At 70.7% G+C, this 18,336-nt stretch carries 17 protein-coding genes; 7 read left to right on the top strand and 10 right to left on the bottom strand.

Annotation, left to right across the window (positions count from 1 at the left end):
* Window positions 1-11: 11 nt before the first annotated feature.
* Window positions 12-683, top strand: a complete 672-nt coding sequence (nucS, locus tag OO63_RS23265) for an endonuclease NucS (RefSeq protein ID WP_030361225.1) — start codon at window positions 12-14, stop codon at window positions 681-683.
* Between the two features lie 186 nt (window positions 684-869).
* Here nucS and OO63_RS23260 read toward each other — a convergent pair whose 3' ends face one another.
* The 4 genes from OO63_RS23260 to OO63_RS23245 form a co-directional block, all read right to left on the bottom strand.
* Window positions 870-3,503, bottom strand: a complete 2,634-nt coding sequence (locus tag OO63_RS23260) for an ATP-binding protein (protein WP_030361224.1) — start codon at window positions 3,501-3,503, stop codon at window positions 870-872.
* 227 nt (window positions 3,504-3,730) lie between these two features.
* Window positions 3,731-4,054 carry an STAS domain-containing protein gene (locus OO63_RS23255; RefSeq protein ID WP_030361223.1) on the bottom strand — a complete coding sequence of 108 codons (324 nt, stop codon included), beginning with the start codon at window positions 4,052-4,054 and terminating at the stop codon, window positions 3,731-3,733.
* Between the two features lie 223 nt (window positions 4,055-4,277).
* On the bottom strand, window positions 4,278-5,126 hold the full coding sequence (locus OO63_RS23250) for a 3-hydroxyacyl-CoA dehydrogenase family protein (protein ID WP_030361222.1): 849 nt from the start codon (window positions 5,124-5,126) through the stop codon (window positions 4,278-4,280).
* Window positions 5,127-5,296: 170 nt separating this feature from the next.
* Window positions 5,297-5,935, bottom strand: coding sequence for a TetR/AcrR family transcriptional regulator (locus tag OO63_RS23245; protein WP_030361221.1), 639 nt, complete (start codon window positions 5,933-5,935; stop codon window positions 5,297-5,299).
* Between the two features lie 97 nt (window positions 5,936-6,032).
* Here OO63_RS23245 and OO63_RS23240 point away from each other — a divergent pair, with 97 nt between their 5' ends.
* The 3 genes from OO63_RS23240 to OO63_RS23230 are packed head-to-tail and all read left to right on the top strand — an operon-like array spanning window position 6,033 to window position 8,210.
* A complete protein-coding gene (locus OO63_RS23240) occupies window positions 6,033-6,815 on the top strand; it encodes an ABC transporter ATP-binding protein (protein WP_030361220.1) in 783 nt (260 codons plus the stop codon).
* 38 nt (window positions 6,816-6,853) lie between these two features.
* Entirely contained in the window at window positions 6,854-7,609 is a 756-nt protein-coding gene (locus OO63_RS23235; protein ID WP_030361219.1) for an ABC transporter permease, read from the top strand.
* A gap of 13 nt (window positions 7,610-7,622) precedes the next feature.
* Window positions 7,623-8,210, top strand: coding sequence for a cob(I)yrinic acid a,c-diamide adenosyltransferase (locus OO63_RS23230; RefSeq protein WP_030361218.1), 588 nt, complete (start codon window positions 7,623-7,625; stop codon window positions 8,208-8,210).
* 16 nt (window positions 8,211-8,226) lie between these two features.
* On the opposite strand, the gene OO63_RS23225 is transcribed toward OO63_RS23230, so the two are convergent.
* Entirely contained in the window at window positions 8,227-8,808 is a 582-nt protein-coding gene (locus OO63_RS23225) for a hypothetical protein (RefSeq protein WP_030361217.1), read from the bottom strand.
* A 215-nt stretch (window positions 8,809-9,023) separates the two neighbouring features.
* On the opposite strand from OO63_RS23225, the gene OO63_RS23220 reads away from it, so the two are divergent.
* The 3 genes from OO63_RS23220 to OO63_RS23210 all read left to right on the top strand — a co-directional run bounded on the left by OO63_RS23220 (window position 9,024) and on the right by OO63_RS23210 (window position 13,054).
* Window positions 9,024-10,223, top strand: coding sequence for a sensor histidine kinase (locus tag OO63_RS23220; RefSeq protein WP_030361216.1), 1,200 nt, complete (start codon window positions 9,024-9,026; stop codon window positions 10,221-10,223).
* A complete protein-coding gene (locus OO63_RS23215; protein WP_030361215.1) occupies window positions 10,220-10,870 on the top strand; it encodes a response regulator in 651 nt (216 codons plus the stop codon). The genes OO63_RS23220 and OO63_RS23215 overlap by 4 nt, the downstream gene beginning before the upstream one ends.
* A 222-nt stretch (window positions 10,871-11,092) precedes the next feature.
* Window positions 11,093-13,054, top strand: coding sequence for a glycosyl hydrolase family 18 protein (locus OO63_RS23210; RefSeq protein ID WP_487046639.1), 1,962 nt, complete (start codon window positions 11,093-11,095; stop codon window positions 13,052-13,054).
* Window positions 13,055-13,217: 163 nt separating this feature from the next.
* Here OO63_RS23210 and OO63_RS23205 read toward each other — a convergent pair whose 3' ends face one another.
* From OO63_RS23205 to atpA, 5 genes are all read right to left on the bottom strand, one after another.
* On the bottom strand, window positions 13,218-13,676 hold the full coding sequence (locus tag OO63_RS23205) for a DUF2550 domain-containing protein (RefSeq protein ID WP_030361213.1): 459 nt from the start codon (window positions 13,674-13,676) through the stop codon (window positions 13,218-13,220).
* A 149-nt stretch (window positions 13,677-13,825) separates the two neighbouring features.
* On the bottom strand, window positions 13,826-14,200 hold the full coding sequence (locus OO63_RS23200) for a F0F1 ATP synthase subunit epsilon (protein WP_030361212.1): 375 nt from the start codon (window positions 14,198-14,200) through the stop codon (window positions 13,826-13,828).
* A gap of 132 nt (window positions 14,201-14,332) precedes the next feature.
* Entirely contained in the window at window positions 14,333-15,775 is a 1,443-nt protein-coding gene (gene atpD, locus OO63_RS23195) for a F0F1 ATP synthase subunit beta (protein WP_030361211.1), read from the bottom strand.
* A complete protein-coding gene (locus tag OO63_RS23190) occupies window positions 15,775-16,692 on the bottom strand; it encodes a F0F1 ATP synthase subunit gamma (RefSeq protein ID WP_030361210.1) in 918 nt (305 codons plus the stop codon). The genes atpD and OO63_RS23190 overlap by 1 nt, the downstream gene beginning before the upstream one ends.
* Before the next feature lie 20 nt (window positions 16,693-16,712).
* Complete coding sequence (atpA, locus tag OO63_RS23185) at window positions 16,713-18,305, bottom strand: F0F1 ATP synthase subunit alpha (RefSeq protein ID WP_030361209.1); 1,593 nt, start codon at window positions 18,303-18,305, stop codon at window positions 16,713-16,715.
* Window positions 18,306-18,336: the final 31 nt, after the last annotated feature.

The following is an 18,336-nucleotide window of genomic DNA, read 5'->3' as shown; positions in this document are numbered from 1 at the left end:
CGTTGCCGACCATGCGTCTCGTCATCGCCCGCTGCTCCGTGGACTACGCGGGCCGGCTCACCGCCCACCTCCCGTCGGCCCCCCGCCTGATCCTCGTCAAGGCGGACGGAAGCGTCTCCATTCACGCTGACGACCGGGCCTACAAGCCCCTCAACTGGATGTCGCCGCCGTGCGCCCTCAAGGAGGGCTCCGGCGACGACGCCGGTGTGTGGACGGTCATCAACAAGGCGGGCGAGAAGCTCATCATCACCATGGAGGAAGTCCTCCACGACTCCTCGCACGAACTGGGCGTCGACCCGGGTCTCATCAAGGACGGCGTGGAAGCACACCTTCAGGAGCTGCTCGCCGACAGGATCGAGACACTCGGAGAGGGATATACGCTGATCCGCCGCGAGTACATGACGGCGATCGGCCCGGTCGACATCCTCTGCCGCGACGCCGACGGGCAGACGGTCGCCGTCGAGATCAAGCGCCGCGGCGAGATCGACGGCGTCGAGCAACTCACCCGCTACCTGGAGCTGTTGAACCGCGACCCGCACCTGGCTCCGGTCCGGGGTGTCTTCGCCGCCCAGGAGATCAAGCCGCAGGCGCGCGTGCTCGCCACCGACCGCGGCATCGGCTGCGCCGTCCTCGACTACGACGCGCTGCGCGGCATCGAGGACGACAAGCTGCGCCTGTTCTGAACCGCCCGCCCCACCGGGGCGACCCGCACGTGCGAAGGGGCCGGACTCCCGAGGGAATCCGGCCCCTTCGCGTATCCGTGCGTTCCCGCCCCTTCGCGCATCCGCGCGTTCCCGGCCAGGGGGGCGCGACCGGCCCACGGGCACGCCCCCGTGTGTCCGGGCGCCTCCGTCGGCGCGTACGCCCCGTCAGGTCACCGCCGCCGCACCGGACCCGGACGTGCCGCCCGTCGTCGGGCCGGAGGAGGTGACCGGGCTCGACGACGTCGGGCCGCTCGCCGACGTGGAGGTGTCCGGCGAGGACGGCGGCGACGGGGTGGTCGGCGGCGGCGTGGTCGGCGGAGTGGTGGGCGGGGTCGTCGGCGGAGTCGTGGGCGGCTTCGTCGGCGGCTTCGTGGGCTTGGTCGGCTTGTCCGTCGGCTTCGTGGGCTTGTCCGTCGGCTTGGTCGGCTTGTCGCTGGGCTTGGTCGGTTTGTCGGTGGGCTTCGTGGGCTTGGTCGGCTTGCCCGACGGGTCCTTCGGTCCTTCGCTCTTCGAGGGCTCGCCGCTCGCGCCGGGCTTCGGGTCGTCGGAGGTGCCGGGGACGCCGTCCTCGCCGGGGTCGGCCGGACCCTCGGAGGAGCCGTCGCTCGGCTTGTCCGCGCCGAGGCCGCCGCCGTCGTCGTCCGCGCTGGCCGACTGGTCGGTGCGCACCCGGTCGGGCGGCCCGTCGTCCTTGTCGGAGGTCGCGCCGAGCGTCACCACGGTGCCGAGGACGGCGACGAGGAGCGCGCCCGCCCCGGCCGCGACCAGGTTGCGCCGGGTGCCGCGCACGATCGAGCGGCGCGTCGATCCGGCACCGGAGCCCGCGGCCGCGCCGGCGCCCGCGGGGACGGCCTGCCGGGTGACGACGGTGTCGGCCTCCGGAGGCGGCGGCGCGGGCAGCGCGAACGCCGCGGGGATGCCACCGGGCGGCGACGCCGACTCCTCGTACCGGGCGTCGGGCACCTCCTCGCCCGCCGTCGCCCGGCCGTCCGGCAGCAGCCCGCCGGAGCGGTCGGCGACCAGGGCCAGCGCCCTGCGGCCCGCGATCATGCCGCGCTTGTCGGCGAGGGCGCCGCGCAGGCCGATGGAGGCCTCCAACTCGGCGCGGGCCCGGTCGAGGCGTCCGGCGCAGAGCGCGAGGATGCCCAGCTCGTGGTGGAAGTAGGCCTCTTCGGCGACCTCGCCGGAGGTGCGCGAGGCTTCCTGCCCAGACCTGAGCGCCCGCTCCCAGGCACCCCAGTTCAACCCACCGGCGAAGGCGGGCGCGGCCGTGCGGGCGAGGAGCACCGCGGCGGACGGCTCGGTGCCGCCGTCGGTGCCGCCGTCGGTCCCGGCTCCGGGGCCGTTGACCAGGGCGGTGAGCGCGGCGAGGACCGCGTCGGCCTCGGCGGCGACCCGCTCGGGGGCCACCGAGGGATGCCCGGACCACCAGGCGTAGTGCCGGGCGGCGGACTGGGCGTTCGCGGCGGCGTCGTCGGCGTATCCGGCGCCCTCCAGCTGGGTGCACACCCCGGCCGCGAGGCGGTAGTGGCCGCCGACCGGGGTGACGAGGGCGCAGTCGACCAGTTCGGCGAGCGCGGCGTCGGCGTGGGTGTCGCCGACGAGCGCGGGCAGGTGGGCCGGGTGCGGCAGTTCGCCGCCGAGCGCGACGGCGAGCCGCAGCGCGGCGCGCGCGGACGCGCTGAGCCGGGAGGCGAGCAGCGCGGCGGGCGCGGCGCCGTCGGCGAGGGACGGCAGCGGCACGTCGTGCCCGGCCGTCTCGAAGGGCGCGTCGTAGCCGGGGTCCTGGCCGGGGCCGTACTCGTCGAAGGCGCCGGGGTCGGCGAGGAGCCGGTCGCGCTGCCGCAGCAGGGCTCCGGCCTGGACGAAGCGCAGCGGCAGGCCCTCGGACTCGAACCACAGGTCGCCGGCCCAGTTGGCCTCGTCGTCGGTGAGGACGCGGCCGACGACGCGCTCCAGGAGCTCCAGGCCCCCGCCGCGGCCGAGGCCGCCGAGGAAGACCTCTTCGAGGTGGGACTCGGGCGAGGGCGCGGCGATGTCGGGCGTCGCGGCGACGAGGAAGGCGCACTCGGGGGTCGCGTCCAGGAGCTCTTCGAGGGCGGCGCCGCCGAACTCCAGGTCGTCGAGGACGACGACGGCGCCGATGTCGCGGAGCAGTTCGCGCAGCATGGCCCGGTCGGGGCGGTGCAGGGGCGCGTCGTGGACGGCGGCGAACAGGTCGTACAGGAGGTCGCCGACGGTGCGGTGGTATCCGCTGAGGCGGATCACGCCGTCGGGGGCGAGGTCCGCGCAGTCCTCGGCGACGGCGGCGAGCAGCGCCGTGCGGCCGGATCCGGCGGGTCCTGTGAGGCGCACGGAGCGGCCGCGGGCGAGCAGGCGCACCAGGCGCTCGCGCTCCTCCTGCCGTTCGAGCAGGGGCAGGCGGGGCAGGGCGGGGCCCGGCGGCACCGGGGGCTGGGCGGCGCGGCGGCGTTCGGCGCGCTCGACGGCGGAGTGCTTGGGCGGGTGTCCGGGCTGCTCCCCCGGCGGGCAGGGCTCTATCTCGCTGCCGTCGACGGGGTTCACGGTCAGCAGGAAGTCGCCGGACACCACTTGGACGGTGCGGGCGACGGCGGGCGGCCCGAAGTCGGCCGTGGCCGAGGGGCCTGGTGCGGGTGGGCCCGGTGGTGCGTCCTGCGGCGTCCGGTGCTCGGGTGCCGCCGCGCCGTCGTCGTGGGTGCCCTCGCGGCCGATGCCCGCGCCGTCGCGGTCGTCACCGTCGTGGCCGTACTCTTCCGGTCCCCGGTTCATCGGGTCCATGGTCTCAGCCCCCCAGATGCGTCGTGTGCGAAGCCCCCTCCGGCCTTGAGCACACCGCGCTGTCGCTTCTGGTCCGGTGCCCCCCGTGCGGGTTCGTCTATCGGCAGGCGACCGAACCCTAAACCTTCTTCAGTATCCCCGTGGAGGGCGGGGTACCGCCCAGTCCGAGACGTCACAGTCTCGTGAGGATTGTGCGTGAGGGAGCGCTCCCGCCCCCCTCGCGCGGCTTATACGCGAGGGAGGGATTCGACCCCGATGCCGCCTTCGATGGCGAGGATGCGGTGGAGTCGGGTGGCGACGAGGAGGCGCTGCATCTGCGGGGGTACGCCGCGCAGCACCAGGCGGCGGCCGCAGCGTCCGGCGCGCCGGTGGGCGCCCATGATGACGCCGAGTCCCGTGGCGTCCCACGAGTCGAGTTCGGACAGGTCGAGCACCAGGTCGCCGGCGCCGTCGTCGACGGCCGAGTGCAGGACCGTACGGGCGTCCGCCGCGCTGCGTACGTCGAGGCGTCCCCCGACGACCAGCTGGGCCTGGTCGCCCCTGATGTGCATATGCGCTCCCCAAGAGTGCGGTGTCGTATGTGGCGCCTGTGCCGCAAGGCGTCTGTGTATGTCACAGCAACTGACTGCCGCTCGGGTAAGGAAGTTGCCGTCTGTAAGCGAACCGATACCGAATTCACCCCGAGGGGTGATCCCAGGAGGCGTACAGGCGTCGGTATCCGCGTCAGTGCTTGTCGAGGCTCAGTGCTTGTCGAGGCTCAGTGCCCGTGAAGGCTCAGTGCTTGTAGAAGCCCTGCCCGCTCTTGCGCCCGATGTCACCGGCGTCAACCATCCGGCGCATCAGCTCCGGCGGGGCGAACTTCTCGTCCTGGGACTCCGTGTAGATGTTGTCGGTGGCGTGCAGCAGGATGTCGACGCCGGTGAGGTCGGCCGTCGCGAGCGGGCCCATGGCGTGGCCGAAGCCCAGCTTGCAGGCGATGTCGATGTCCTCGGCGCTGGCGACGCCCGACTCGTAGAGCTTGGCGGCCTCGACGACGAGGGCGGAGATGAGACGGGTGGTCACGAAGCCCGCGACGTCGCGGTTGACGACGATGCAGGTCTTGCCGACGGACTCGGCGAACTCCCGGGTGGTGGCGAGGGTTTCGTCGCTCGTCTTGTGGCCGCGGACCAGCTCGCACAGCTGCATCATGGGCACCGGCGAGAAGAAGTGGGCGCCGACGACGCGCTCCGGACGGTCCGTCACGGCCGCGATCTTGGTGATCGGGATGGCGGAGGTGTTGGAGGCGAGCACGGTCTCGTCGCGCACGATCTTGTCGAGGGTGCGGAAGATCTCGTGCTTGACCTCGAGCTTCTCGAACACGGCCTCGACGACGACGTCCGCGTCGGCGGCGGCGTCCAGGTCGGTGGTGGTCGTGATGCGGCCGAGCGCGGCCTCCGCGGCGGCGACGTCGAGCTTGCCCTTGGCGACGAACTTCTCGTACGAGGCCTTGATGCCGTCGGTGCCACGGGTCAGCGCCTCGTCGGTGACATCACGCAGGACGACGTCCCAGCCCGCCTGTGCGGATACCTGGGCGATGCCGGACCCCATGAGTCCGGCTCCGATGACGGCGAGCTTCCGTGCCACGTTACGACTCCCCTTACTTACCGACGACTGAGCGCTTACCCGCTGTTTACGTATCGCTCTGGCCCGGACATTAGCGCTCACAGCCGCTCAGGGGACCGCTAAGAGACGCACGCCACGTCCCATTTGACGGACATCACACCGGGAGGGGTCCCGGTGTGACCGTCGGGGTGTCATGTGGCCGTGCGGATCCCGTAGTTGAGGACCTGCTCGCCTAGCACGTCCTCCAGTTCGTCGAGCAGGTCGAGGGCCTCGCGGGAGACCTCCTCGGGCACCCGGCGCGCCATCATCTCGGCGCCGATCCAGGCGAAGACCGTGCCGTACGCCCAGGTGAGCTGGCCCGCGACGAGTTCGGGGAGGCGGCCGGGTACGGGGCCCGCCTCCTCGCGCAGGGTGGTCTCCAGGTCCTTGAGGCTCTCCTGCTGCAGGGCCCACAGGCGGGAGCGCAGGGCGGGCGACTCGGCGATGACCTTCATGAAGTCGGCGTACCCGGCGAAGAGCCCGACGGTCGGCGAGACACCCTCGACCAGGACGCGCAGCTCGCGCAGGACGGCGGCGGCGGGGGACTCCCCCACCCGGCGCCCGCGCACCCACCGGGAGAGCCGGTCGACCATCTCGACGCCGCGGTCGAGGAACAGGTCCTCCTTGGCCGGGAAGTAGTTGTAGACCGTGTTGACCGAGACGTCGGCGGCGTCGGCGATCTCCGCGACGGTCACGGTGACGAATCCGTGCTCGACGAACAGACCGGTCGCGATGTCCGAGATCCGCTGCTTGGTCTGCCGCTTCTTCCGCTCCCTGAGCCCCTCAGTCATGCCCCCATCGTAGCTTCGCTGGTCTCCATGAAAACTTGAGCTCACCGAAAATTTGGGTGCATTGCAAAATTCCAGAGTCTCTGTTTTTGTGGTCTCCATGGCAATCATCAGCACGGCCGGACTGGCCAAGACGTATCCGACGAAGGCGGGCCCCGTGGAGGCCGTGCGCGGCATCGACCTGACCGTCCAGCCCGGCGAGATCCTCGGCTTCCTCGGCCCGAACGGCGCGGGCAAGACGACCACGCTGCGCATGCTCACCACGCTTCTGCCGCCCACCGCCGGCGCCGCCACCGTCGCGGGCTTCGACCTGGCCCGCGAGCCGGCGGCGGTGCGCGGCCGGATCGGGTACGTGGCCCAGTCGGGCGGCGTCGACCTGAACATCTCGGTGCGCGAGGAACTGGTCACCCAGGGGCGGCTCTACCGCCTCACCAAGGCCGAAGCCGTCGCCCGCGCCGAGGAGTTGGCCCGCGACCTCGGCCTGTCCGACCTGCTGGAGCGCAAGTGCGCCGCACTCTCCGGCGGCCAGCGGCGGCGGCTCGACATCGCCATGGGCCTGATGCACCGGCCCGCGGTCCTCTTCCTCGACGAGCCGACGACGGGCCTCGACCCCGGCGCCCGCGCCGACCTGTGGGACCTGGTCCGCCGCCTGCGCGCCGACCACGGCACGACCGTGTTCCTGACCACGCACTATCTGGACGAGGCGGACGCCCTGGCCGACCGGATCGTCGTCGTGGACCAGGGCGTCGTCGTCGCCGACGGCACGCCGAGCGCCCTCAAGCTCCAGTACGCGGGCTCGGCCGACGCGCCCCTCCAGGACGCCTTCCTCGCCATCACCGGCCGCGGCCCGGCCCCGGTCGACCGCACCCCGGTCGCCGTCTAGCCCCGGACCCCAGCCCGACCACGACCCCAGGACACCCCATGCCCGCACTGCTCTCCGACACCGCCCTGGTCTTCGGGCGCTACGCCCGCCAGACCCTGCGCTCCAAGTTCCAGATGCTCTTCGGCGTCCTCACGCCCCTGCTCTACCTGCTCTTCTTCGGGCCGCTGCTCACCGATCTGCCGCTGGGCTCGCGCGGCGACTCCTGGCAGGTGCTCGTGCCGGGGCTGCTGCTCCAGCTCGGCCTCTTCGGGGCGACGTTCAGCGGCTTCGCGATCATCATCGAGAAGCAGTTCGGCGTGGTGGAGCGGATGCGGGTGACGCCCGTGAGCAGGCTCGCGCTGCTGCTCGGGCGGGTGCTGCGGGATGCCGCGCTGTTCGTGTTCCAGGCGGTGCTGCTCGTCCTTGCGGCGCTCGCCATGGGCCTGCGGGCGCCGCTCGCGGGCGTCCTCATCGGCTTCGCCTTCGTGGGCGTCCTGACGCTCTCGCTCGCCTCGCTCTCGTACGCCCTGGCCCTGAAGGTCTCCAAGCCGCACGAGTTCGGGCCCGTGGTGAACGCCGTGAGCATGCCCTCCATGCTGCTCTCCGGCCTGATGCTGCCGATGGCCCTCGCGCCGGGCTGGCTGGACGTCCTGTCGCACTTCATGCCGTTCCGCTACCTCGTGGACGCGGTGCGGGCGGCGTACGTCGGCGACTACGCGAGCCACGCGCTGCTGTACGGCGTGGTGACGGCCGCGGCGTTCGCGGCGCTGTCCGTGATCGTGGGCACGCGCGTGTTCCGGACGGCCGGGGCCTAACTACTCTGGCCGCATGGTCAATCTGACGCGCATCTACACCCGGACCGGCGACCAGGGCACCACCGCCCTCGGCGACATGAGCAGGACCTCCAAGACCGACCTCAGGATCTCCGCGTACGCGGACGCCAACGAGGCCAACGCCGCCATCGGCACCGCCATCGCCCTCGGCGGCCTGGCCCCGGAGGTCGTGGCGGTCCTCACCCGGGTCCAGAACGACCTCTTCGACGTGGGCGCCGACCTGTGCACCCCCGTCGTCGAGGACCCGAAGTACCCGCCGCTGCGCGTCGAGCAGCCCTACATCGACAAGCTGGAGGCGGACTGCGACCGCTTCAACGAGGACCTGGAGAAGCTCCGCAGCTTCATCCTGCCGGGCGGTACGCCGGGCGCGGCCCTGCTGCACCAGGCGTGCACGGTGGTCCGGCGGGCCGAGCGGTCCACCTGGGCGGCGCTGGACGAGCACGGTTCCGCCGAGAAGGGCGGCACCATGAACGCGCTCACCGCGACCTACCTCAACCGCCTCTCCGACCTCCTCTTCATTCTCGCCCGAACGGCGAACAAGGAGGTCGGAGACGTGCTGTGGGTGCCCGGCGGGGAGCGCTGAAGGCGGCGGGAGGGCTTCAGACCTTGGTGAGGTCGTGCGGGCGCTCGTCGCGCTCCCCCGGGGCCGGGGCGGGCTTCCGCTTCGGGAACAGCGTGTAGCTCAGCGCGATCAGGCCGTGGATACCGGCGGCGCGCCACGCGGTGTACATCCACGAGTCGAGCGAGCCCGTGCGGCCCGGGTCGTCCACGTACCACTTGGCGAGCAGCAGCAGCCCGGACGCGACCGCCGCCGCGACCACCGTGCCCAGCCAGACCTTGCCCTCGTGCTGGGCACGCGGCCAGCCGTAGCGCGGCGGGCGCGGCACCGGGGTGCCGTTGAAGCGGTGCGCGGCGTGGCCGTCGAGCCACTTCACGGTGCGGTGGCCGTGGCCGACGGTGTAGCCGATGTAGACGGCGGCCAGGCCGTGCTTCCAGCTCGGGTCGGCGCCGTTCTTCAGGTCGATGGCGGTGACGACGAGCAGGAGCAGTTCGAGCAGTGGCTCGCAGAGCAGGATCGCGAGGCCGAGGCGCGGCATCTTCAGCAGATAGCGGGCGCCGAGACCGGCGGCGAGGATCACCCAGAAGCCGACCTCGCAGATGATGATCAAGGTGACGATCACGGCTCGTTCCTCCTGCTGCGTTGTCCCGGGGGACGACCCCCGGCTCCCCGGCCGAAGGGCCGGACCCTGTTCCTCGTGCTCACTCCTCCAGGCTCCCGCCGGTCAAGGGGCGGATCGTCGTCGCGAGTGACGAATCGCGGCTGCATCCTTCGATGTACCGGGGCTTCACCCGGCATAGGGAGGCCAGGGCCCGCCGGGCCGTGTTGGATGGAGTCATGCCGCTGTCGCTCCCCCGCCGCCCGGACGTCGTCGACGTCCGCATCTGTGTGGTCAGTCTGGTCAGCGGTCTCGGCCTGTACGCGCTCGGCATCACGATGCAGAGCCGCGCGCTCGGCCCGAACTGGTCGCTCCTGCCGTTGTTCGTCATGTCCGGCCTGGTGCTCATGCGCCGCACCGCTCCACAGTTCGCGCTCGCCGTTGGCACCCTCGCGCTCATCGCCGACCAGTTCACGACCGGGAATCTCGCGACGGTCGTGATGTTCACGGACCTCGTGTACGCGGCCGTGGTGTACGGCACGCCCGCCCAGGCTCGCCGCATCCCCGTGACGACGGGCCTGATCACGGTCGCGGTGACCGTCGGCTTCCTGGCCTGGTTCCGGCAGGCGGACGCGATCCTGGTGGGTGCCGTGACCGCGCTCGTGTCGTTCGCACCCGCGACCACGGGCGTCCTGGTCCGCAACCACCGGGAGGCCGCCGACCTGGCCAGGCTGCGCGCCGAGCAGACCGCGCTGCTCGCCGAGAAGGACCGCGCGCAGGCCGTCACCGCCGAGCGCGCGCGGATGGCCCGCGAGCTGCACGACATGGTCGCCAACCACCTGTCGGCCATCGCCATCCACTCCACGGCCGCGCTGTCCCTGGACGACCCGCGCACCACGAAGGACGCGCTCACCGTCATCCGCGAGAACAGCGTGGAGGGCCTGGCCGAGATGCGCCGCCTCATCGGCATCCTGCGCGACTCCAGCGGCGACCTGGAACCGGCCGCCGCCCCCACCCTGGACGGCCTAGGCGCCCTCGCCGGGAACGCCCGCACCAACGGCCTGGACGTCCGCCTCGACGACGCCCGCACCCCGGACGACGCGCCCCTGCCCGCGCCGGTCGAGCTGGCCGCGTACCGCATCGTCCAGGAGTCCCTCACCAACGCCCTCAAGCACGCCGCGCCCGGCCAGGTCACCGTGGCCCTCGTCCGGGAGCGCGACGGGCTCCGCGTGCGGGTGACCAGCCCGTTCGGCGAGGTCAAGGGGCCGCGCGCACCCGGCTCCGGCGCCGGTCTCGTCGGCATGGAGGAGCGGGCCGCGCTGCTCGGCGGGACCTTCGAGTCCGGCCCCGAGGTGCATCCGGACGTGCCCGGCGCCAAGGTGTGGCGGGTCGAGGCCCGCCTGCCCATCGACCCCAAAGACCAAGGAGTCCCCGAATGATCCGCGTGCTCGTCGCCGAGGACCAGTCCGCCGTGCGGGCGGGCCTGGTCCTGATCCTGCGCAGCGCGCCCGACGTGGAGGTGGTCGGCGAGGCCGCGGACGGCGAGCAGGCGGTGGCCCTGGCCCGGGAGCTGCGGCCCGACCTGATCCTGATGGACGTGCAGATGCCCCGGCTCGACGGCGTCTCGGCGACCCGCCAGGTGGTGGCCGAACAGCTGGCGGACGTGCTCGTCCTGACCACGTTCGACCTCGACGAGTACGTCTTCGGGGCGCTGCGCGCGGGCGCGTCCGGCTTCCTCCTGAAGAACACGGAGGCGAGGGACCTCCTGGAGGCGGTGCGCACGGTGGCCCGCGGCGAGGGCCTGATCGCCCCCGCGGTGACCCGCCGCCTGATCGCCGAGTTCGCCACGCCGAAGCGCACCCCGCGCCAGGGCAGCACGGTGGACCCGGCGGTGCTCGACACCCTCACCCGCCGCGAACGCGAGGTCCTCTCCTGCCTCGGCGAGGGCCTCTCCAACGCGGAGATCGCGGGCCGCCTGGACATGGCGGAGGCGACGGTGAAGACCCATGTGAGCCGGCTGCTCGGCAAGTTGGAGCTGCGCAGCAGGGTGCAGGCGGCCGTGCTCGCCCAGGAGCTGGGGGTCTGAGGAAGCGTCAGACTGGCGCGGGCAGAGCTCTACCGTCCTGCCGCAGCCCGCACACCCGGCCAACGGCGAGCGATAAATAGCCCGTCCGGCGATTGAGGACGAGCCCGAAGGGCGATCGGGGGCGCCCGACACCAAGGGACACCCAACCGCCCAGGGCCCAGGGGCCAGGCCTCTTGACCGTTGGTCCAGACCTTTCTATTCTCGCGGCACTGCGGTGGGCACATGACAGGCACAGATCAGACACAGCGTGCTCACGGGCGTCGCAGGGATTCACCCCCACCCCGGAACTCGACCGAGGAGCACCCCTTGCGCGTCAGACACAGGTCAAGACATCGGCTGACAGCCGGGCTCACCACTCTGCTGCTCCCGCTCGCCACCCTGGTCGCCCTCGGCGGCAACGCCGAGGCGGCCCCGGACACCGCGCCGAAGAGCGCCCAAGCAGCCCCCAAGGCCGCCGCCGGGGCCACCGCCACGTACGCCAAGACCCAGGACTGGGGCTCCGGCTTCGAGGGCAAGTGGACCATCAAGAACACCGGCACCACCGCTCTCAGCTCCTGGACGGTCGTGTGGGACTTCCCCGCGGGCACCAAGGTGACGTCGGCCTGGGACGCGACCGTCACCAACTCGGGCGACAAGTGGACCGCGAAGAACCTGGGCTGGAACGGCTCCCTCGCCCCGGGCGCGAGTGTCTCCTTCGGCTTCAACGGCTCAGGACCCGGCTCCCCGGCCAACTGCACGCTCAACGGCGAGAGCTGCGACGGCGGCGGCCAGCCCGGCGACAACCCGCCCTCCGCCCCCGGCACCCCGACCGCCTCCGGCATCACCGACACCTCGGTGAAGCTGGACTGGAAGGCCGCGACCGACGACAAGGGCGTCAAGAACTACGACGTGCTGCGCGACGGCGCGAAGGTCGCGACGGTGACCGGCACCTCGTACGCGGACTCCGGGCTCACCAAGGGCACCGACTACTCGTACAGCGTCCAGGCCCGTGACACCGCGGACCAGACCGGGCCCGCGAGCGGGTCGGTGAAGGTGCGCACCACGGGCGGCGGCACCGACCCAGGCCCCGGCGACAAGGTGAAGCTCGGGTACTTCACCAACTGGGGCGTCTACCAGCGCAACTACCACGTGAAGAACATCGTGTCCTCCGGCTCCGCCGAGAAGATCACGCACATCAACTACGCGTTCGGCAACGTCCAGGGCGGCAAGTGCACCATCGGTGACGCCTACGCCGACTACGACAAGGCGTACACCGCCGACCAGTCCGTCGACGGCGTCGCCGACACCTGGGACCAGCCGCTGCGCGGCAACTTCAACCAGCTGCGCAAGCTGAAGGCCAAGTACCCGCACATCAAGGTCCTCTGGTCGTTCGGCGGCTGGACCTGGTCCGGCGGCTTCACCGACGCCATGAAGAACCCGGAGGCGTTCGCGGACTCCTGCTACAAGCTGGTCGAGGACCCGCGCTGGGCCGATGTGTTCGACGGCATCGACCTGGACTGGGAGTACCCGAACGCGTGCGGCCTGAGCTGTGACAGCAGCGGCCCGGCCGTGATGAAGACGATGATGCAGGCGTTCCGGACCAAGTTCGGCGCGAACAACCTCGTCACCGCCGCCATCACCGCCGACGCCTCCCCCGGCGGCAAGATCGACGCCGCTGACTACGGCGGCGCCGCGCAGTACACCGACTGGTACAACGTGATGACGTACGACTTCTTCGGCGCCTGGGACGCCAAGGGTCCGACGGCCCCGCACTCGCCGCTGACCGACTACCCGGGCATCCCGAAGGGCGGCTTCAACTCCGCGGCGGCGATCAACAAGCTGAAGGCCAAGGGCGTACCGGCCAAGAAGCTCCTGCTCGGCATCGGCTTCTACGGCCGAGGCTGGACCGGCGTCACCCAGAAGGAGCCAGGCGGCACGGCCACCGCGGCCGCGCCGGGCACCTACGAGGCGGGCATCGAGGACTACAAGGTCCTCAAGAACTCCTGCCCGTCCAACGGCACGGTCGCGGGCACGGCCTACGCGCACTGCGGCAACAACTGGTGGTCGTACGACACCCCGGCGACGATCCGCGCCAAGATGGCCTGGGCGAAGGAGCAGGGCCTCGGCGGCGCCTTCTTCTGGGAGTTCAGCGGCGACACCGCGAACGGCGAACTGGTGGCAGCGATCAATGACGGCCTGAAGTAACAGGCCCACACGACGAAGCCGGGTTGACGGGAACGCCCCCCGTCAGCCCGGCTTCTTCATGGATTCGACACCCGACGCCCGAGGGGGTCGCGCCCCAAAGGGGCGCGGGGAACTGCGCGCCCAGCCCCCACAAACCCGCAGACGACAAACCCGCAAGACGCCGTCAGGCGACATTCACCCGCTGCCCAGGAGGCGCAGCCTCCAGCCACGCCAAGAACCCGGTCAGCGCATCCTCACTCATGGCGAGTTCCAGCCGCACCCCACGGTGCAGACACCCCAGAACGACGGCGTCCGAAAGCAGCGCAAGCTCCTCCTCGCCGTCCGGGGCGCGCCGGTCGACGACCTCGATCGCCGAGCGCTCCAGGATGCGGCGCGGCCGGGGGGCGTAGGAGAAGACGCGGAACCACTCGACCCGGTCGCCGCTGTAGCGGGCGACGCCGTAGCCCCAGCCCTTGCCGGAGACTCCGGCGGAATCCTCGGGCTCCGGGGCGTGCCAGCGCAGGCTGCAGTCGAAGGTGCCGCCGGAGCGCTGGATCAGCCGGCGGCGCAGTCCGAAGACGAAGAGCCCCAGCAACACCAGCGCGATCAACACAAGTCCGCACACGAGCAGAACGAGGATCATCGGCACCGACCTCCTCGCCTCAACACGACTTCTCGAAACGGACCAAACAACCGCACCCGGAACCGCACCCGCATCGCCTCAGCCGCGACCAGGTCCGGAAGGCTCCGGTCCTGGCCGCGGCTGAGTCACGTTACGCCGCGCGCCGGGGGTCAGCGCGCCGCCACCGCACGAAGTCGAACGTCGGCGCGCCGCTCGGCGGAGGCGTCGGCCTCCGACTTGGCACGCTCGAACGCCCGCTCCGCGCGCTGGACGTCGATCTCGTCGGAGAGCTCGGCGATCTCGGCGAGCAGCGACAGCTTGTTGTCGGCGAACGAGATGAATCCGCCGTGCACCGCGGCGACGACCGTCCCGCCGTCGCTCGTACGAATGGTCACCGGGCCCGACTCCAGCACACCGAGCAGCGGCTGGTGACCGGGCATGACGCCGATGTCGCCGGACGTGGTGCGCGCGACGACCAGGGTGGCCTCGCCGGACCAGACACTGCGGTCCGCGGCGACCAGCTCGACATGCAGCTCAGCAGCCAAGGGTGGCTCCTCGGGTCACCACCCGGCGGTTCAGCCGGGTGTTGGGTCAAATTCTAGTGGGCGTAGGGAGAAGGGCGGACACGACCCCGTGTCGCGGGGTGTACCCGCCCCTCTCCCGATGAGCTGCTTGGCTCAGGAGACGCCGAGCTCCTTGGCGTTCTTCTTCAGGTCCTCGAGACCACCGCACATGAAGAACGCCTGCTCCGGGAAGTGGTCGTACTCGCCGTCGCAGATCGCGTTGAAGGCCGCGATCGACTCGTCGAGGGACACGTCCGAACCGTCCACGCCGGTGAACTGCTTGGCGGCGTGGGTGTTCTGGGAGAGGAAGCGCTCCACACGACGGGCACGGGACACGACGAGCTTGTCCTCTTCGCCGAGCTCGTCGATACCGAGGATCGCGATGATGTCCTGGAGGTCCTTGTACTTCTGCAGGATTCCCTTGACGCGCATGGCGGCGTCGTAGTGGTCCTGCGCGATGTAGCGCGGGTCCAGGATGCGGGACGTGGAGTCCAGCGGGTCCACGGCCGGGTAGATGCCCTTCTCGGAGATCGGACGGGAGAGCACCGTCGTCGCGTCGAGGTGGGCGAAGGTGGTGGCCGGGGCCGGGTCGGTCAGGTCGTCCGCGGGGACGTAGATCGCCTGCATCGAGGTGATCGAGTGACCACGGGTCGAGGTGATGCGCTCCTGGAGGAGACCCATCTCGTCGGCCAGGTTCGGCTGGTAGCCCACCGCGGAGGGCATGCGGCCGAGCAGGGTCGAGACCTCGGAACCGGCCTGGGTGAAGCGGAAGATGTTGTCGATGAAGAACAGCACGTCCTGCTTCTGCACATCGCGGAAGTACTCCGCCATGGTCAGACCGGCCAGGGCCACGCGCAGACGCGTGCCCGGCGGCTCGTCCATCTGGCCGAAGACCAGCGCGGTCTTGTCCAGAACGCCGGCTTCCTCCATCTCGACCATGAGGTCGTTGCCCTCACGGGTGCGCTCGCCGACACCGGCGAAGACGGAGACACCGTCGTGCAGCTTGGCCACACGGACGATCATTTCCTGGATCAGCACGGTCTTGCCGACACCGGCACCACCGAACAGACCGATCTTTCCACCCTTGACGTACGGGGTGAGAAGGTCGACGACCTTCAGGCCGGTCTCGAACATCTCGGTCTTGGACTCGAGCTGGTCGAAGGCCGGGGCCTTGCGGTGGATCGTCCAGCGCTCGGCGTCGGCGACCGTGGACGCGTCGTCGTTCAGGACCTCACCGAGGGTGTTGAACACCCGGCCCTTGGTGACGTCGCCGACCGGGACGGAGATGCCCGCACCCGTGTCGGTCACCGGGGCCTGGCGGACCAGGCCGTCGGTGGGCTGCATCGAGATCGCGCGGACCACGCCGTCGCCCAGGTGCTGGGCGACCTCGAGGGTCAGCGTCTTCTTCGCGCCCTCGGTCGACGGGTCGTCGACCTGGACGTGCAGGGCGTTGTAGATCTCCGGCATCGCGTCGACGGGGAACTCCACGTCGACGACCGGGCCGATGACCCGGGCGACGCGGCCCGTGGCAACGGCCGTCTCAACAGTGGTCGTCATTACTTGTCACTCCCCGCGGTCGCGTCGGACAGGGCTGCTGTGCCGCCGACGATCTCGCTGATTTCCTGGGTGATTTCGGCCTGGCGGGCCGCGTTGGCAAGCCGGGACAGATTGTTGATCAAGTCTCCGGCGTTATCGGTGGCCGACTTCATCGCGCGGCGCGTGGCGGCGTGCTTGGAGGCAGCCGACTGCAGCAGCGCGTTGTAGATACGGCTCTCGACGTAGCGCGGCAGCAGGGCGTCGAGGACGTCCTCCGCCGACGGCTCGAAGTCGAACAGCGGCAGGATCTCGTCCTTCGCCGTCGACTCCTCGGCCACCTCTTCGAGGCTGAGGGGCAGCAGGCGGCCGTCGACCGCCGTCTGCGTCATCATCGACACGAACTCGGTGTAGACGATGTGGAGCTCGTCCACGCCGCCCTCGGCCGTCTCCGTCTCGATGGCCTCGATCAGCGGGCCCGCGACCGCCTTGGCGTCCGCGTACTCGGGCTGGTCGGTGAAGCCGGTCCACTGCTTCGCGATCTTGCGCTCGCGGAAGTTGTAGTGGGCCACACCGCGGCGGCCGACGACGTAGACGTCGACCTCCTTGCCCGCGGCCTCGAGGCGCGCGGTCAGCTGCTCCGCGGCCTTGATGGCGTTGGAGTTGAAGGCGCCGGCGAGACCGCGGTCGCTCGTGAGGAGCAGCACCGCGGCACGCGTCGACGTCTCCGGCTCGGTCGTCAGCGGGTGCTTGGTGTTCGAACCGGTGCCCACCGCCGTGACCGCGCGCGTCAGCTCGGTCGCGTACGGCGTGGAGGCCGCCACCTTGCGCTGCGCCTTGACGACGCGCGAGGCGGCGATCATCTCCATCGCCTTGGTGATCTTCTTGGTCGCCGTGACGGATTTGATGCGACGCTTGTAGACCCGGAGCTGGGCTCCCATGAGTCAGGTCCCTTCCGTCGTCACTTGCCGGCAGCGGCAGGAACGTCCTCGCCGAGAAGCTTCCCGTCCGAGGTCTCGAACTGCTTCTTGAACTCCGCGACGGCGTCACCGATGGCCGTGATGGTGTCGTCCGACATCTTGGCGCCCTCCTTGATGGAGGTCATCAGGCCCTGCTCCTTGCGGTGCAGGTAGTCGAGCAGCTCGCGCTCGAAGCGCCGGATGTCGTTCACCGGTACGTCGTCCATCTTGCCGGTGGTGCCGGCCCAGACGGAGATGACCTGGTCCTCGGTCGCCATCGGCTGGTACTGCGGCTGCTTGAGCAGCTCGACCATGCGCTGGCCACGCTCCAGCTGCGCCTTGGACGCGGCGTCCAGGTCGGAACCGAAGGCGGCGAACGCCTCCAGCTCACGGAACTGGGCGAGGTCCACGCGCAGTCGTCCTGAGACCTGACGGATCGCCTTGTGCTGCGCGGAACCACCGACTCGGGAGACGGAGATACCGACGTTCAGCGCGGGGCGCTGACCGGCGTTGAACAGGTCCGACTCCAGGAAGCACTGGCCGTCGGTGATGGAGATGACGTTGGTCGGGATGAACGCCGACACGTCGTTCGCCTTGGTCTCGACGATCGGCAGACCGGTCATCGAGCCCTTGCCCATCTCGTCCGAGAGCTTCGCGCAGCGCTCGAGCAGGCGGGAGTGCAGGTAGAAGACGTCACCCGGGTAGGCCTCGCGCCCCGGCGGGCGGCGGAGCAGCAGGGACACGGCGCGGTAGGCGTCGGCCTGCTTCGACAGGTCGTCGAAGACGATGAGGACGTGCTTGCCCTCGTACATCCAGTGCTGGCCGATGGCCGAGCCGGTGTACGGCGCCAGGTACTTGAAGCCGGCCGGGTCGGACGCCGGGGCGGCGACGATGGTCGTGTACTCCAGGGCGCCGGCCTCTTCCAGGGCACCGCGCACGGAGGCGATGGTGGAGCCCTTCTGACCGATGGCGACGTAGATGCAGCGGACCTGCTTGTTCACGTCACCGGAGCGCCAGTTGTCGCGCTGGTTGATGATCGTGTCGACGGCCAGGGCGGTCTTGCCGGTCTGGCGGTCACCGATGATCAGCTGACGCTGACCGCGGCCGATCGGGGTCATCGCGTCGACGGCCTTGTAGCCGGTCTCCATCGGCTCGTGCACCGACTTGCGCTGCATGACCGTGGGGGCCTGCAGTTCAAGGGCGCGGCGGCCGGACGTCTCGATCTCGCCGAGGCCGTCGATCGGGTTGCCGAGCGGGTCGACGACGCGGCCGAGGTAGCCCTCGCCCACCGCGACCGAAAGGACCTCGCCGGTGCGCTGCACCGACTGACCCTCCTCGATGCCGCTGAACTCACCGAGGATGATCGAACCGATCTCGCGCTCTTCCAGGTTCAGCGCGAGACCAAGGGTCCCGTCCTCGAACTTCAGCAGTTCGTTGGCCATGGCCGAGGGCAGGCCCTCGACCTTCGCGATGCCATCGCCGGCCAGGGTGACCGTACCGACCTCCTCGCGCGAGGCCGCGTCCGGCTTGTACGCCTGGACAAAGTTCTCCAGCGCGTCCCGGATCTCCTCCGGCCGGATCGTGAGCTCCGCCATCTGGGTTCCCTGCTCTCCTTGTTGGGCCCGA

The organism is Streptomyces alboflavus (genome assembly GCF_000716675.1).
GTDB classification, from domain to species: domain Bacteria; phylum Actinomycetota; class Actinomycetes; order Streptomycetales; family Streptomycetaceae; genus Streptomyces; species Streptomyces alboflavus.
This window is presented reverse-complemented; position numbering and strand designations above follow the sequence as displayed.